Source organism: Streptomyces sp. Ag109_O5-10 (genome assembly GCF_900105755.1).
Lineage (GTDB): Bacteria > Actinomycetota > Actinomycetes > Streptomycetales > Streptomycetaceae > Streptomyces.
This window is the reverse complement of record NZ_FNTQ01000001.1, coordinates 5,934,140-5,946,896: the sequence shown is the minus strand read 5'-3', so window position 1 is coordinate 5,946,896 and position 12,757 is coordinate 5,934,140. Positions and strand designations below refer to the sequence as shown.

Here is a 12,757-nt window from a genome sequence, read left to right as displayed (position 1 = left end):
GGCGTCAGCCCTTGACGGCGCCCGCCATGATGCCTCCGACGATCTGCTTGCCGAAGATCACGAAGACCAGCAGCAGCGGCAGGGTGCTGATCAGCGCGCCGGCCATGACGATGCTCTGGTCGGGGGTGTAGGAGGCGCTGAGCTGCCCGAGCGCGACCTGGAGGGTGGGGTTGTCCTGGTTCAGGGCGAGGAAGGGCCAGAAGAAGTCGTTCCACGCCTGGACGAAGGTGAGCATGCCGAGCACCATCATCGCGGGCCGGGCCGCGGGCAGGACCACGTTCCACACGATGCGGATGTTGGTCGCCCCGTCCACCTTGGCGGCCTCGATGAGCTCGTAGGGCAGGGCCTCCAGCAGGTACTGGCGCATGAAGAAGACACCGAAGGCGCCGACCAGGGTCGGGAAGATCACCGACTCCAGTTTTCCGCCCCATCCGATGTCCGCCATCATCATGAACAGCGGGACCACGCTGAGTTGCGGCGGGATGGTGAGGGTGGCGATGACGGCGGTCATCAGGGCGCCCCGGCCGCGGAACCGCATCTTGGCGAAGGCGTAGCCGGCCAGGGTGCAGAAGAACAGAGTGGCCGCGGTGATGCAGCCCGCCACGATCACGCTGTTGACGATGGCCTTGCCCAGATGGGCCTGCTCCCAGGCGGCCTGGAGGTTGCTCCACAGCCTGCCGCCCGGCAGCAGCGGCGGGGGGCTGTCGAGGACGCGCTGCTGGTCGTGCGAGGCGGCCACCAGCGTCCAGTACAGCGGGAAGACCGAGCCCAGGCCGACGACGACCAGGGCGAGGTAGGTGAGGGGGCCGCCCTTGAGCTGCTGCCCGGCGCCGAGCTTGAGACGGACGCGGTTCCTGGCCGGGGAGGCGAGCGGCGGCACCGGGTCGAGGCCCGGCGCGGTGTTGGTGGGGCTGGTCGTGGTCATCGATATCGCTCCCGTCAGACCGCGCTCTTGCGCAGGAACCGGCCGACGATCAGGTTGATCAGGGCGATGAGCAGCAGCAGGGCGAGCATGGCCCAGGCCACCGCCGCGGCCGGACCCAGATGCCCCAGCTTCCAGCCGTAGTTGTAGAGGTAGATGCTGAGGGTCTCGTACTGGTGCTCGTTGCCGCCGGTGGAGCCGAGCGTGCCGCCCTGGAGGAGCAGCGGCTCACCGAACAGCTGCATGGAGCCGATCGTCGAGATGACGATGGTGAACAGGATCGTCGGCCGCAGCGAGGGGATGGTCACCTTGCGGAACTGCTGCCAGCGCGTCGCCCCGTCGATGGAGGCGGCCTCGTACAGGTCGGTGGGCACGGCCTGCATGGCCGCCAGGTAGATCAGCGCGTTGTAGCCGGTCCAGCGCCAGATCACGATGACCGAGATGGCGATCTTGGAGGTCCATTCGCCGTTGCCCCAGTCGGTGTTGCCGATGCCCACGAAGTGCAGCACCCAGTTGAGGATGCCGCCGTCGGCGCGGAAGACCAGGGCGAAGACCAGGGCCGCGGTCGCCACCGAGGTGGCGTACGGGGTGAGGACGACCGTCCGCCAGAACGTGCTGGCACGCAGCTTGTAGTTGAGCAGGTGGGCGAGGCCCAGGGCCACGAGCAGCTGCGGGACGGTCGAGATGACGCCGATCAGGAAGGTGTTGGTGACGGCCGTCCAGAACTCCGAGTCCTGGAGGATCTTGGTGAAGTTGTCGAAGCCGACCCACTCCGAGGTGCTGAGGCTCGTCATCTCCACCCGGTGCAGGGCGATCCAGCCCGTGTAGAGGAGCGGGTAGAGCCCGAAGGCACCGAAAACGAGGAAGAACGGAGCGATGTACGCGTACGGGGACGCGAGGTCGTCGAAGCGCCACAGCCGGCTGCGCCAGGCGCCGCGTCCGTTCGGTACGGCACCGGAGCCGCCGGCGGGCGGGGTGGGGGCACCCCGTGTGGGTGTCGTCGTTGCCACGGGGGATTTCCTTCCTGGGGGATTCGGCCGGGGAACAGTGGCGGGACAGGGCGGGGCCGGACGGCGCCGGGTCCCACCGCACCGGACCCCCGGCCGGGGGACGCGGCGCGCCGGTGACCGGCGCGCCCTACCCACGCGCCGGGCACCGGAACCTCGTACGGCACAGCGCGCGGTGCGGGCGGCCGGCGGGGCCGCCCGCACCGCGGGTCGTCAGCCGATCACCTTGTCGATCGCGTCGGTCGCGGCCTTCCACGCGTCGGCGGGCTTGGTGCCCCGCTGCTCCATGTTGTTGATCTGCGTGGAGATGGTGTCCTTGATCGTCGCGTCCTTCGGGCCGAGGACCGCCTCGGGGATGGTCTTGGCCTCGTCGGCGTAAATCTGGCCGATCGGCGCGTTGTTGAAGTACGGGAGCGTCGCGTTCTTCACGCCGGGCAGGTCGTAGGCGCCCTTGTTCGACGGGAAGACACCGATCGCCTTGAACACCTCGGCCTGCTGCTCCGGGGCGGTCAGCCACTTGACGAGCTCGGCGGCCTCCTTGGCGTGCTTGCCGCTCTTGGGCACGGCGAGGAAGGAGCCGCCCCAGTTGGCCGCGGTCGAGCCGGGGGCCTTGGCTATGTCCCACTTGCCCTTGAAGGCGTCACCGGAGTTGGTGGAGATCTGCCCGGCCATCCAGGCGGGGCAGGCCACGGTCGCCACGCTGCCCTTGCGCAGCGCCGCCGTCCAGGCGTCGGTGAACTGCGCCAGACCGTGGGTCAGCTTCTTCGACGCGGCCTCGGCGGCCAGGTTCCAGCCCTGCTGCACGGAGGGGCTGTCCTTGTAGATCGGCTTGCCGGAGGCGTCGTAGTACTGCTGCGCGGAGGAGCTGACGACCGCGTTGTACATGGCGCTCGCGGAGTCCATGAAGTAAGTGCCGGACGGCGCCTTCTTCTTGTACTGCTCGCCGAGCTTGAGGTAGTCCTCCCAGCCGCCCGCGACGGCCTTGGCGACCGCGTCGCGGTCGGAGGGCAGGCCCGCCTTCTCGAAGAGGTCCTTGCGGTAGCACAGGGACATCGGGCCGATGTCGGTGCCGGCGCCGATGACCGTGCCGTCCGAGGCGGTGGCCTGCTTCTCCTTCCAGGAGACCCAGTCGCCCACGTTGATCGTCTTGCTCAGGTCGGTGAACTTGGCCGCCTGGGTGTCGACGACCTCCTTGATGCGGCCCACCTCGATGCCGGTGACGTCCGCCAGGCCACTGCCCGTGTTCAGCTGCTGAAGGAGCTTGGGGTAGTAGTCCTGCTCGTTGGCGGTCGTCTCCTCCTTCACCGTGATCTTCGGGTGCAGCTTGTGGTATTTCGCGAACAGGTCGGCCTCCTTGTAGCCGAACTGCCCGAAGTCCGCGACCGTGAGAGTGATGTTCCCGTTGGAGTCCGAGGCGTCCGAGCCGCTGTCGCTGCTGCAACCGGTCAGCAGCAGCGCCGAGGCGGTCAGGACCGTTGTGCTCAGGGCCGCCGCTCTGCGGCCGCGGCGACCGGTACGGGTGATGCGCATTCCACTACTCCTTGTTCCAGTGGGGAACGGGATCTCAGGAATCGGACCGCCGGGGACCGGCGATCCGGACCTGCCCTCTCGGTGCGAGCAGCGGCCAGCCCACAGCACTCGATGTGCGGTGAAAAGGTGCTGGTCAACGAGGTGCGGTGACAACAGAGGGAAAGGCCATGGGGTGGTTCGCTCCGCACGGGAGGACTCCCCGGCTACCCGTGGAACCGCTCCCACGCGGCATGCCGGAAGACTGGTTCCTGTCGGGCCGACTGTCAAGACTTGAAGACGGCGTTGTTGCCTAAGCGTGTTCCGCACGTCACGGGAACGTGTCGCACCGGTGGGTTTCACCGGTCGGACATCGGCCTGTCTCTTCCAGGAATTACGCAGGTCACAGCCGCGATGCCGGTCGGCGGTCCGGGAGTTGCGCCGCGCGCCGGGGAGTGAAAGGGCTTTCCGGGACCAGAACGCACCCCACACGGAACGGGCGCCGAGAGGTGAACGGTGTGCGATCCGGAGCCGACTCCGGCGGACCACGCCTCCCGCACCCGCGGCCCGGCCGCGAGACCGGCGCCCCTCTTTGCCATGGGAGCGCTCCCATGCATAATGGCGCCAAGCCGACCACGGGAGCGCCTATGCCCGAGCCGCCGTTGGAGAGATTTCCTGCCGCCTTCCTCCGGGGCGCCATCAGCCGCACGCCGGGCAGGACGGCCGGCGGCGAGACCGGTGACGTCGCCGTCGGCCACCGCTGCCGCGACGACGTGGCGCCGATGGCGGACCTCGGCCTGAACGCCTGCCGGTCCTCACGAAGGGTCCGCTGCATCGCCTCGTGCGGTGAACTGACCACGTGCGGGAACGCAGCCGGACGGCGGCGTGCGAAAAGGCCGGAGGCAGTGGGTTCAACCGTCTGGGTGAACATGCCTCCGGCCTGTGCCGTCCGCCACCGGCGGGACAGGTCAGCCGATCGCCGCGAAGGCCTTCGAGAAGGCGTACTTGTCCTGGGTGATGGAGCTGCAGGTCGCGTCCGCGGTGGACTTGGCGCCGCCGGCGCACTGCTGGTCGCGGGTGGCCGACCACATGGAGAGCCAGCCGAGGCCCTTGGACTTGGCGAAGTCGACGAGCTGGGCGGCGTCGTCCACCTTGAAGACCTCGGAGGAGACGTCGTTGACGCCGATCATCGGGGTGACGGCGACCGCCTTCCAGGCGGCGGAGTCGGAGAGGCCGAGGACGCTCTTGATCTGGGCCTGGGTCGCGGTGGCGGCCTGGACGGCGTAGGTGCCCATGTCGCCGTTGTAGGAGGCGCCGTAGTCCATCGCCATGATGTTGACGGCGCTGATCTTCACGCCGTTGGCCTTGGCGTTGGACAGGAGGTTCACGCCGTCCTGGGTGAGGCCTTCCGGCATCACCGGGAGGGTGAAGGAGACGTCCAGGTTCGGGTGGGCGGCCTGGAGCTTGGCGATGGCCTTGGCGCGGTTGGTGTTCGCGGTGGTGTTGGGCAGCGCGCCGCCCTCCACGTCGAAGTCGACCTTGGTCAGGTTGTAGGCGTCGACGACCTTGCCGTACGCCGTCGCCAGCGCGTCCGCCGAGGAGCAGGTGGTGGCGAGTTCGGAGCCGGACGCACCGCCGAAGGAGACCCGGACGTCACCGCCCTTGGCGCGCAGGGCGCCGATCTGGGAGGCCACGCCGTCGCTCGCCAGGTCCGTCACGCCGCCCCACTTGGGCGTGCAGCCGCCGCCGTCGGTCACGAAGGCGAGGTTGTAGTTCTTCACCCCGGTGGCGTTCGCGGCCGCGAGGAGGTCGAACGCCGGGTAGAGGGAGGTGTCGACGTAGGGGGCGAAGCCGGCGGAGGCGGTGGTGCCGGAGCCGGTGGTCTGGGTCGGGGAGGCGGTGGCGGTGGGGGTGGCCGTCGCGGTGGAGGTCGCGGTCGCCGTGGCCGTCGGCTTCGTGGTCGGGGTGGCGGACTGTGTCGGGCGGCCGCTGGGCTCCGGGGTCGCCGTGCCGTCCGCCGAACAGCTCGCGTTGTCGATGCGGCAGCCGGTCGGGTCCCCGCTGCCGTTGACCACGAAGCCGACGGTGTCCGCCTCGCCGGCCGCGAGGCCGTCCGTGTCCCACTTCGGCGGCTTCACGGTGACGTGCTGCCCGCTGACGGTGTACTCGGCGTTCCACAGCGAGCTGAGCTTCGCGCCGGCCGGCAGGTCGAACTCCAGCGTCCAGTCCTGCTCCCTGGCCCCGCTGTTGTTCGTGACGACGTACTGCGCGGTGTACCCGGTCGACCAGTCGCTGGTCTTCGTGTACGCGGCGCCGACCCCGGCCGCCTGCGCGATCCCGGTGAACAGGATCGCCCCGCCACCGACGACGGCCGCGGCGACCAGCCCGCCTATCGCCTTGTTCCTGCCACTGATTCTGCGCCGGTGCGTGCTCATGCCGTGCCTGCCTTCGCCTGCCAAAGGGGGTGGGGTGCGGCAGCACGCTAGCGGCCGAGAATCGGACAAACGGCCGGATGGGGACGGCTGTTGCGGATCTTAGGGTGCGCTTAAGGAAGGCATCGGGACCGATTAAAGGTCGAGACCAATTCTGCCGGTCGTTCCCCCTGTCCCCCGCCTGCCCGGGTCCCCCGGCGGCTTGCGCGAACGCCGTCTGCGCACCCCTCCCCGGTGGCCCGTGCGCTCCGGTTTGCGGCCGTCCAGCTGGATCCAGATCCGCACCTCGGTCCCGCCCAGCACCGACGACCCGATCCGCACGTCACCGCCGGTCGACTCGGCGAGCCGGCGCACGATGTCCAGGCCGAGTCCGGTCGACCCGGCCGCTCCCGAACCCCGCCCGCGGGCCATCGCCGCCTCCGGGTCGGGGATGCCGTGTCCCGCGTCCGAGACCAGCACGATCACCGCGTCCTCCGCGTTGTGCACGTCGACCGCGAAGGCGGTCCCCTCGGCGGTGTGCCGGAAGACGTTGCCCAGCAGCGCGTCGAGCGCGGCGGCCAGATCGGCGCGGGCCACGGGTATGCGCACCGGACGGTCCACCCCGGCCACCCGCCACTTGCGGCCCTCGTCCTCCGCGAGCGCCGACCAGAACCCCATCCGCTCCCGCACCACCTCGGCCGCGTCGCACCCGGCACCCGGCCCGACGGCCGCCGTCTGCGGCTTGGCCTCCCGCGCGGTCCTGATGATGGTGTCGACCTCGCGCTCCAGCTGCGCGACCGCGGCCCGGGTCTGCTCGGCCGCGGTCCCGTCCCCGAGCGAGGCCGCGTTCAGCCGGAGCACGGTGAGCGGAGTGCGCAGCCGATGCGACAGATCGGCGGCCAGCTCCCGCTCGTTCGCCAGCAGTTGGACGACCTGGTCGGCCATCGAGTTGAACGCGACCGCGGCCAGCCGCAGTTCGACCGGCCCCTCCTCGCGCACCCGCGCCCCCAGCTTGCCCTCGCCCAGTTCGTGCGCGCCCTCCACCAGTCGCTGGGCGGGCTGCACCATCCGTACGCCCAGCCGGTCGGCGACCGCGACCGAGCCGACGATCAGCGCCAGGCCGACGGCGGCGAGCACCGCCCAGGCCGTGCCGACCCCGTTGGTCACCTCGGACTCGGGCACGTACACCTCGACGACCGCGATGGAGCCGGAGCTCAGCGCGACGGGCTGCAGCAGGGTCGATCCGCCGGCCACCCCGGTGGTGGAGGCCCGCCCCAGCTTCCGTACGGCCGCGATGTCCCGGTCGGCGGCGCGCTGCCGGCCGATGTCGACGCCGGCCTGGCCACCGGCCGCCGGTATGTGCACGGCCATGCCCCGGTCGGCGCCCGCGGAGGCCACCACCCGCTCCAGCTTGTCCCGGTCGGTGGTGATCGACAGGGCCGGGGCGACCGCGGCGGCCTCCCGCTCGGCGTTGGAGAACGCCCGGTCGCGGGCCAGCTCCTTGACCACCAGGCCGAGCGGGACGGCGAAGGCGACCACGACCATCGCGGTGACCGCAAGACAGACCTTGACCAGAGCCCATCTCATCCGACCGGCCTCGCTTCCCCGCCCGGCGGCTCCAGCTTCACGCCGACGCCCCGCAGTGTGTGCAGATACCGCGGCCGGGCCGCCGTCTCGCCCAGCTTCCGCCGCAGCCACGACAGATGGACGTCGATGGTCTGGTCGTCCCCGTAGGACTGCTGCCACACCTCCGCCAGCAGCTCCTTGCGCGGCACCACGACCCCCGGCCGCCCGGCGAGGAAGGCCAGCAGGTCGAACTCCCGCCGGGTGAGATCGAGCCGCACCCCGTCCAACTCGGCCTGCCTGCGCAGTGGGTCGACGGCCAGTCCGCCGACCCGCAGCACGCTCGACGGGGCCGGCTCACCGCCGCCCGACCGCGCCCGGCGCAGCACGGCGGCCATCCGAGCCGACAGGTGCTCGACGGAGAACGGCTTCGTCAGATAGTCGTCCGCGCCCGCGTTGAGCAGCCGGACGATCTCCGTCTCGTCGTCCCGGGCGGTGGCGATGATGACAGGCACGTCGGTGATGCCGCGCAGCATCTTCAGCGCCTCGGAGCCGTCCAGGTCCGGCAGTCCGAGGTCCAGCACGACGACGTCGAACCGGAAATGGGCGACCTCGCGCAGTGCCTCCAGTGCCGTGCCCACGCTGCGCACGGTGTGCGAGGCGTCGGTGAGATGCCGGATGAGCGCCGAGCGGACGAACTGGTCGTCCTCGACCACGAGCACACTTGCCATGCGCCGCACCGTACGCCATGCGGCAGGCGCCGGTCGGAGCCTGTGGATAACTCGGGTCGAGTGCGCAGGGCGGTACCCCTGAGGCAGTATGGCCCGCGATGCGCAGAGGACTCGTACACGTGATGGCCTGGCTGCTCGCCACGGGCGCGGCGGTCACGCTGTCGTGGTGGGGCGTCCACACGGTGGTGGCGGCCACGGCCTACGACCCGCCCCGCGCGCTTCCCGTCACGGCGGCGGACGACGACCCGACGCCCCAGGGCGCCAAGTCGCCCGCGCCGTCCGCGTCCCGCGCCCCGCACCCCTCCCGCACCACCGTCCCGCGCCCGTCGGCGACCCCCGCCCCGACCCCCTCGCGCACCCCGGGCGCCACCGTGAGCCCGACCGCCACGACGTCCGTTTCCGCTTCGGGCCAGGTCAAGGCGTACGACACGGACGGCGGCCGGGCGGTCTTCGACCTGGGCGACACGAGCGCGTCCCTGGTGTCGGCGACGCCGGGTACGGGCTGGTCGATGCAGGTCTGGAAGACGGAGACGTGGATCCGCGTCGAGTTCAGCAGAAGCACGGACCGCGTGACGGTGTTCTGCACGTGGCACGACGGGCCGCCGCAGGTGCAGGTGGAGACCTACTGAGTGTTGGCTGGGGCCCCCGGGGGGACGCTTACCGGCGCCGGCAGGGTACCGCTGCGCCCACCCGTGCCGCCCTGCGGCACGACTGCCCGCAGCCAGGTGGCCGACACGAGCTGAAGCGCCCCTTCAGGGACGCGAGGAACTGCGCGACCAGCCCCCACCGGCCCGCAGCGTCACCGAAACACCGAAGGCGGCGGTGAAGGCGAAGCCACCGCCACCGCGTCCGTCACGGCGACCGCTCCGCCCGTGAAGTCCCGCAAAGAACGCCCGTGTTCGACCCGCCCCGGGTGCGGATCGGATGCGCAACGCCGGGTCAGTTCCGCGACGGGGAGCTGTACGTCGGCCGCCACCAGCACCGCGTTGCCGAACCGCTTCCCCCGCCACACCGCAGGGTCGGCCACCGCCGCGACCTCCGCGAACCGCGCCCCCGCGGTGGCGATCTGCCCCCTCAGGTGGGCCAACGGCGGCCCGTCCGCGAGGTTCGCGGCGTACATTCCCCCCGGCCTCAGCACTCTCCGCACGGCATCCAGGAACTCCGTGGACGTCAAGTGCGCAGGAGTGCGTGCCCCGCTGAACACATCCGCTATGACGAGGTCCGCCCACGCCTCCGGAACCTTGCCCAGTCCGTCCCGGGCGTCCACGGACCGCACCCGTATCCGCGCGTTCGCGTCCAGCGGCAGCTCGCGCCGCACCAGCTGGACGAGGGCCGCGTCCCGCTCCACGACCTGCTGGGTGGACCGGGGCCGGGTCGCGGCGACGTACCGCGCCAGCGTGAGCGCGCCGCCGCCGAGGTGCACGACCTGCACGGGCCTGCCCGGCGGTGCGGCCAGGTCGATGACGTGGCCGAGCCGGCGCTGGTACTCGAAGAAGAGGTACGCAGGGTCGTCGAGGTCGACGTGCGACTGCGGGGCGCCGTCGATGAGCAGCGTCCAGGCCCGGCCCCGGTCGGGGTCCGGGATGAGCTGGGCCAGGCCGCCGTCGACGGCCTCGACCACGGCCTCGGCGGCGGCCGGCCGACGACGTGAGTTCCTGGACTTGCCCATTCCGCCATCTTCCCAGGCGGCGGCCGTCCGGGAAATTCAGCGGCAGCTGTCCGCCGCCGCGATCATCCGGGCCGCCTCGCCGAGCGCCCGCCGCAGCACCGCCGGATCGGTCGCCGGCTCGGCCCCGCCGGGCGGCAGCAGCCAGTCGGAGCCCTCGACCGGCGGCTCCGGACTGAGCCGCAGCCCGCGCCCCTCGGTCTCGGTACAGGTGCTGCCGGGTACGTCCCAGCCCGCCGCCGTACCGGCCGGCACCACGAAGCCGAGGGTGTCGCCCCCGTCGTCGTGGAGCACGGGGCCTACCGCCTCCCCGGCGCCCCGGCGCAGGATGTCGACCGCCTCCAGGCCCTGCCGGGCCGGCACCGTCACGAGGTCGCATCCCGCACCGTCACAAGGATCGTTGCCCTGGCTGGTCTCCATCCCGGCCTCCACCGCGCAGCCTTCTTGCAGTCCATGAAGTCCAACGCGCCACCGCGTCAACGGCTACGGCGGAAGTCAGCCGCAAAGGATGGCAGTTCATGGCAGATCGTGCATGAGATATCCGGTTTGTAGCCAAACCCAGCGTCACGGGTCCGACACAGCAGGTACGTTCTTGCCCGCCGGAATCATGGGTCCACTCGGACAACTCATCACGAGTCCGGCATGGTTCGACGGTTCGCACGAGAGGACCCGGCCATGGCGTCGTCAACCACGACCTCGTCGCAGCCCGATCGGCCGGTACGGCCGAACCTCGCCTTCCGGCAGGTACGCGGCCGGCACTCGCCGGCCGAGTTCGCCGCGCTCGTTCGGCGCGCCGCCCGCGAGATCGGCGAGCGGGTGAGCTGTGACGCGCGCTACATCGGCCGGGTCGAGGCGGGTGAGATCCGCTGCCCGAACTACGCCTACGAACGGGTGTTCCTGCATATGTTCCCCGGCCGCACGCTCGCCGACCTCGGTTTCGCGCCCCGCTCGTCCGTCCGCGGACGCGCGGCGCGGCCGCCGGGCGACGTGCCCCTGGTTCTCGCCCGGGGTGAGACGCAGGGAGCCGTCGAGCCGTATGACCCGCAGGACCCGTACCACCCGCACGAGCGGCATGCCCCGCACGATCGGCATGACCCGCACGAGACGCGGAACCCGCAGGACCCGTACGAGACGCACGACAACTACGAGGAGAGCGACGTGCTGCGTCGCCTATTCATGACCGGCGGAGGCGCCACCGTGGCCACCGCCTCCCTGGGCCCGCTGGGGTTCACCATCGACGCCGTGGCGGCGGACCGGCCGGTGCGCCGTCCCGGGTCCTCGCACGCGGCCGCCCTGGAGGAGGCCGTACGCCGGATCCGGCTGCTGGACGACCGGCACGGCGCGGACGGCCTGTACCGGCGCGCGGCGGCTCCGCTGCGCGCGGCGTACGCGCTCCTCGACGCGGGCGCGACCCGGCAGACGACCGCCGAGCGGTTGCATTCGGGCGCCGGTGAACTGGCCATCTCGGTGGGCTGGCTGGCCCACGACTCCGGCCGCTTCGACGACGCCCGCTCGCACTACGCGGAGGCGCTGGCGACGGCGCGGATGACCGGGGACGCCGGGCTGGAGGCGCACGCCTTCTGCAACACCGCGTTCCTGGCGCGGGACGCCGGGCGGCCCCGGGAGGCGGTGCGGGCGGCCCAGGCCGCGCAGCGGGTCGGCCGGCCCCTCGGCTCGGCCCGCCTCATGTCCCTGCTCGCGCTGCGCGAGGCGGGCGGCTGGGCGGGGCTCGCCGACCGCACCGGCACCGAACAGGCGCTGGCCCGCGCACAGGCCCTCTTCGAGCGGGGCCACTCGGACGCCGACCCCGAGTGGATGAGCTTCTACGGAGAGGCCGAGCTGGAGGGCCTGGAGGCGCAGTGCTGGTCCATGCTGGGCGACTGGCGGCGCGCCGCCCGCCACGCGCACCGGGCGGCCGATCTGCAGGACCCGCACTTCACACGGAACATCGCGCTGTACACGGCGGAACTCGCGGACGACCTCGCGCGCGGCGGGCGTCCCGACGAGGCGGCGACGGCGGGCATGCGGGTCCTGGACCTGCTGGACCAGGTCCAGTCGTCCCGGATCCAGGGGATGCTGGCGGGCACGGCCCGGGTACTGCTGCCGCACCGCCGGGCGAGCGGGGTCCAGGAGTTCCTGGACCGGCACGCCTCGACGCCGAGGGTGGTGTAGGGCCGACAGGGGTGAGCCTGCGGGCGTAAGGCTGCGGGCGGGTGGGGGCGCCGTTCCTCCCCCGCCGTCACCCCGCCAGGTGCCCCACGTCGTTCCAGCTCTCGACGGCGGGCTCCCCGTAAGCCCACCCCAGCACCGACAGGGATGTCGGGTTCAGCCGGATCCGGGCCGCGAAGTCCAGCGGCAGCCCCAGCCACCGCGCCCCGATCGACCGCAGGATGTGCCCGTGGGCGAAGACCAGCACGTCGCGGTCGGCCGAGCGCGCCCAGGCCACGGCCTCGTCGGCCCGCGCCGTGACCTCCGCGAGGGACTCGCCCCCGGGGACACCGTCCCGCCAGATCAGCCAACCCGGCCGGGACGCCTGGATCTGCGCGGGGGTCAGGCCCTCGTACGCCCCGTAGTCCCACTCCATCAGCGTGTCCCAGCGGGCGGCGCGGTCGCCGAAGCCGGCGAGTTCGCAGGTCTCACGCGCGCGTGCCAGCGGGCTGGTGCGGATCTCGGCGTCGGCGAGGCCGTCGAACGGCGGCCGGTGCAGGCGCTCGCCGAGCAGCTTGGCACCCCGACGGCCCTCCTCCAGGAGCGGTACGTCGGTCCTGCCGGTGTGCTTGCCGGACAGCGACCACTCCGTCTGTCCGTGCCGGGCCAGCAGGATGCGCGGTGCCATGGAGGGAGAACCTTTCGGGAGAAATTCGGGAGCGGGACACCTCCATCATCGCCCAGGCTGGTGACACGCCGGGAACGGGCCGGGGAGCGGGCAACCCGGTGCGCGCTCTCCGCGT

11 protein-coding genes and 1 pseudogene are annotated in these 12,757 nt (G+C 71.8%); 3 read left to right on the top strand and 9 right to left on the bottom strand.

Features of this window, described 5'->3' with window-relative positions:
* Positions 1-4 precede the first annotated feature (4 nt).
* The 3 genes from BLW82_RS27230 to BLW82_RS27220 form a co-directional block, all read right to left on the bottom strand.
* Positions 5-925, bottom strand: a complete 921-nt coding sequence (locus BLW82_RS27230; protein WP_093502634.1) for a carbohydrate ABC transporter permease — start codon at positions 923-925, stop codon at positions 5-7.
* Between the two features lie 14 nt (positions 926-939).
* Positions 940-1,932 carry a carbohydrate ABC transporter permease gene (locus BLW82_RS27225; protein ID WP_093502632.1) on the bottom strand — a complete coding sequence of 331 codons (993 nt, stop codon included), beginning with the start codon at positions 1,930-1,932 and terminating at the stop codon, positions 940-942.
* 210 nt (positions 1,933-2,142) lie between these two features.
* Positions 2,143-3,459 carry an ABC transporter substrate-binding protein gene (locus BLW82_RS27220; protein ID WP_093502630.1) on the bottom strand — a complete coding sequence of 439 codons (1,317 nt, stop codon included), beginning with the start codon at positions 3,457-3,459 and terminating at the stop codon, positions 2,143-2,145.
* Positions 3,460-4,082: 623 nt separating this feature from the next.
* Between BLW82_RS27220 and BLW82_RS45655 the strand changes: the two are divergent.
* Positions 4,083-4,253, top strand: a pseudogene (locus BLW82_RS45655) (beta-glucosidase); the annotation flags it as partial.
* A gap of 150 nt (positions 4,254-4,403) precedes the next feature.
* Here BLW82_RS45655 and BLW82_RS27215 read toward each other — a convergent pair.
* The 3 genes from BLW82_RS27215 to BLW82_RS27205 all read right to left on the bottom strand — a co-directional run bounded on the left by BLW82_RS27215 (position 4,404) and on the right by BLW82_RS27205 (position 8,140).
* On the bottom strand, positions 4,404-5,870 hold the full coding sequence (locus tag BLW82_RS27215; RefSeq protein ID WP_093502628.1) for a glycoside hydrolase family 18 protein: 1,467 nt from the start codon (positions 5,868-5,870) through the stop codon (positions 4,404-4,406).
* A gap of 132 nt (positions 5,871-6,002) precedes the next feature.
* Positions 6,003-7,433, bottom strand: coding sequence for a sensor histidine kinase (locus BLW82_RS27210; RefSeq protein ID WP_256215969.1), 1,431 nt, complete (start codon positions 7,431-7,433; stop codon positions 6,003-6,005).
* On the bottom strand, positions 7,430-8,140 hold the full coding sequence (locus tag BLW82_RS27205; protein WP_093502626.1) for a response regulator transcription factor: 711 nt from the start codon (positions 8,138-8,140) through the stop codon (positions 7,430-7,432). The genes BLW82_RS27210 and BLW82_RS27205 overlap by 4 nt, the downstream gene beginning before the upstream one ends.
* Positions 8,141-8,238: 98 nt before the next feature.
* Here BLW82_RS27205 and BLW82_RS27200 point away from each other — a divergent pair, with 98 nt between their 5' ends.
* A complete protein-coding gene (locus BLW82_RS27200; RefSeq protein ID WP_093502624.1) occupies positions 8,239-8,769 on the top strand; it encodes a hypothetical protein in 531 nt (176 codons plus the stop codon).
* A gap of 170 nt (positions 8,770-8,939) precedes the next feature.
* Here the strand turns inward: BLW82_RS27200 and BLW82_RS27195 are convergent, their stop codons facing one another.
* Both BLW82_RS27195 and BLW82_RS27190 read right to left on the bottom strand, forming a co-directional pair.
* Positions 8,940-9,809, bottom strand: coding sequence for a spermidine synthase (locus tag BLW82_RS27195; protein WP_093502622.1), 870 nt, complete (start codon positions 9,807-9,809; stop codon positions 8,940-8,942).
* A gap of 36 nt (positions 9,810-9,845) precedes the next feature.
* Complete coding sequence (locus tag BLW82_RS27190) at positions 9,846-10,226, bottom strand: hypothetical protein (protein ID WP_093502620.1); 381 nt, start codon at positions 10,224-10,226, stop codon at positions 9,846-9,848.
* 255 nt (positions 10,227-10,481) lie between these two features.
* Here BLW82_RS27190 and BLW82_RS27185 point away from each other — a divergent pair, with 255 nt between their 5' ends.
* The gene (locus BLW82_RS27185; protein WP_093502618.1) at positions 10,482-11,978 is read left to right on the top strand and encodes an NsdA family TPR-like regulatory protein; all 1,497 of its coding nucleotides are present in this window, start codon (positions 10,482-10,484) and stop codon (positions 11,976-11,978) included.
* Positions 11,979-12,045: 67 nt separating this feature from the next.
* On the opposite strand, the gene BLW82_RS27180 is transcribed toward BLW82_RS27185, so the two are convergent.
* The gene (locus tag BLW82_RS27180) at positions 12,046-12,642 is read right to left on the bottom strand and encodes a histidine phosphatase family protein (RefSeq protein ID WP_093502616.1); all 597 of its coding nucleotides are present in this window, start codon (positions 12,640-12,642) and stop codon (positions 12,046-12,048) included.
* Positions 12,643-12,757: the final 115 nt, after the last annotated feature.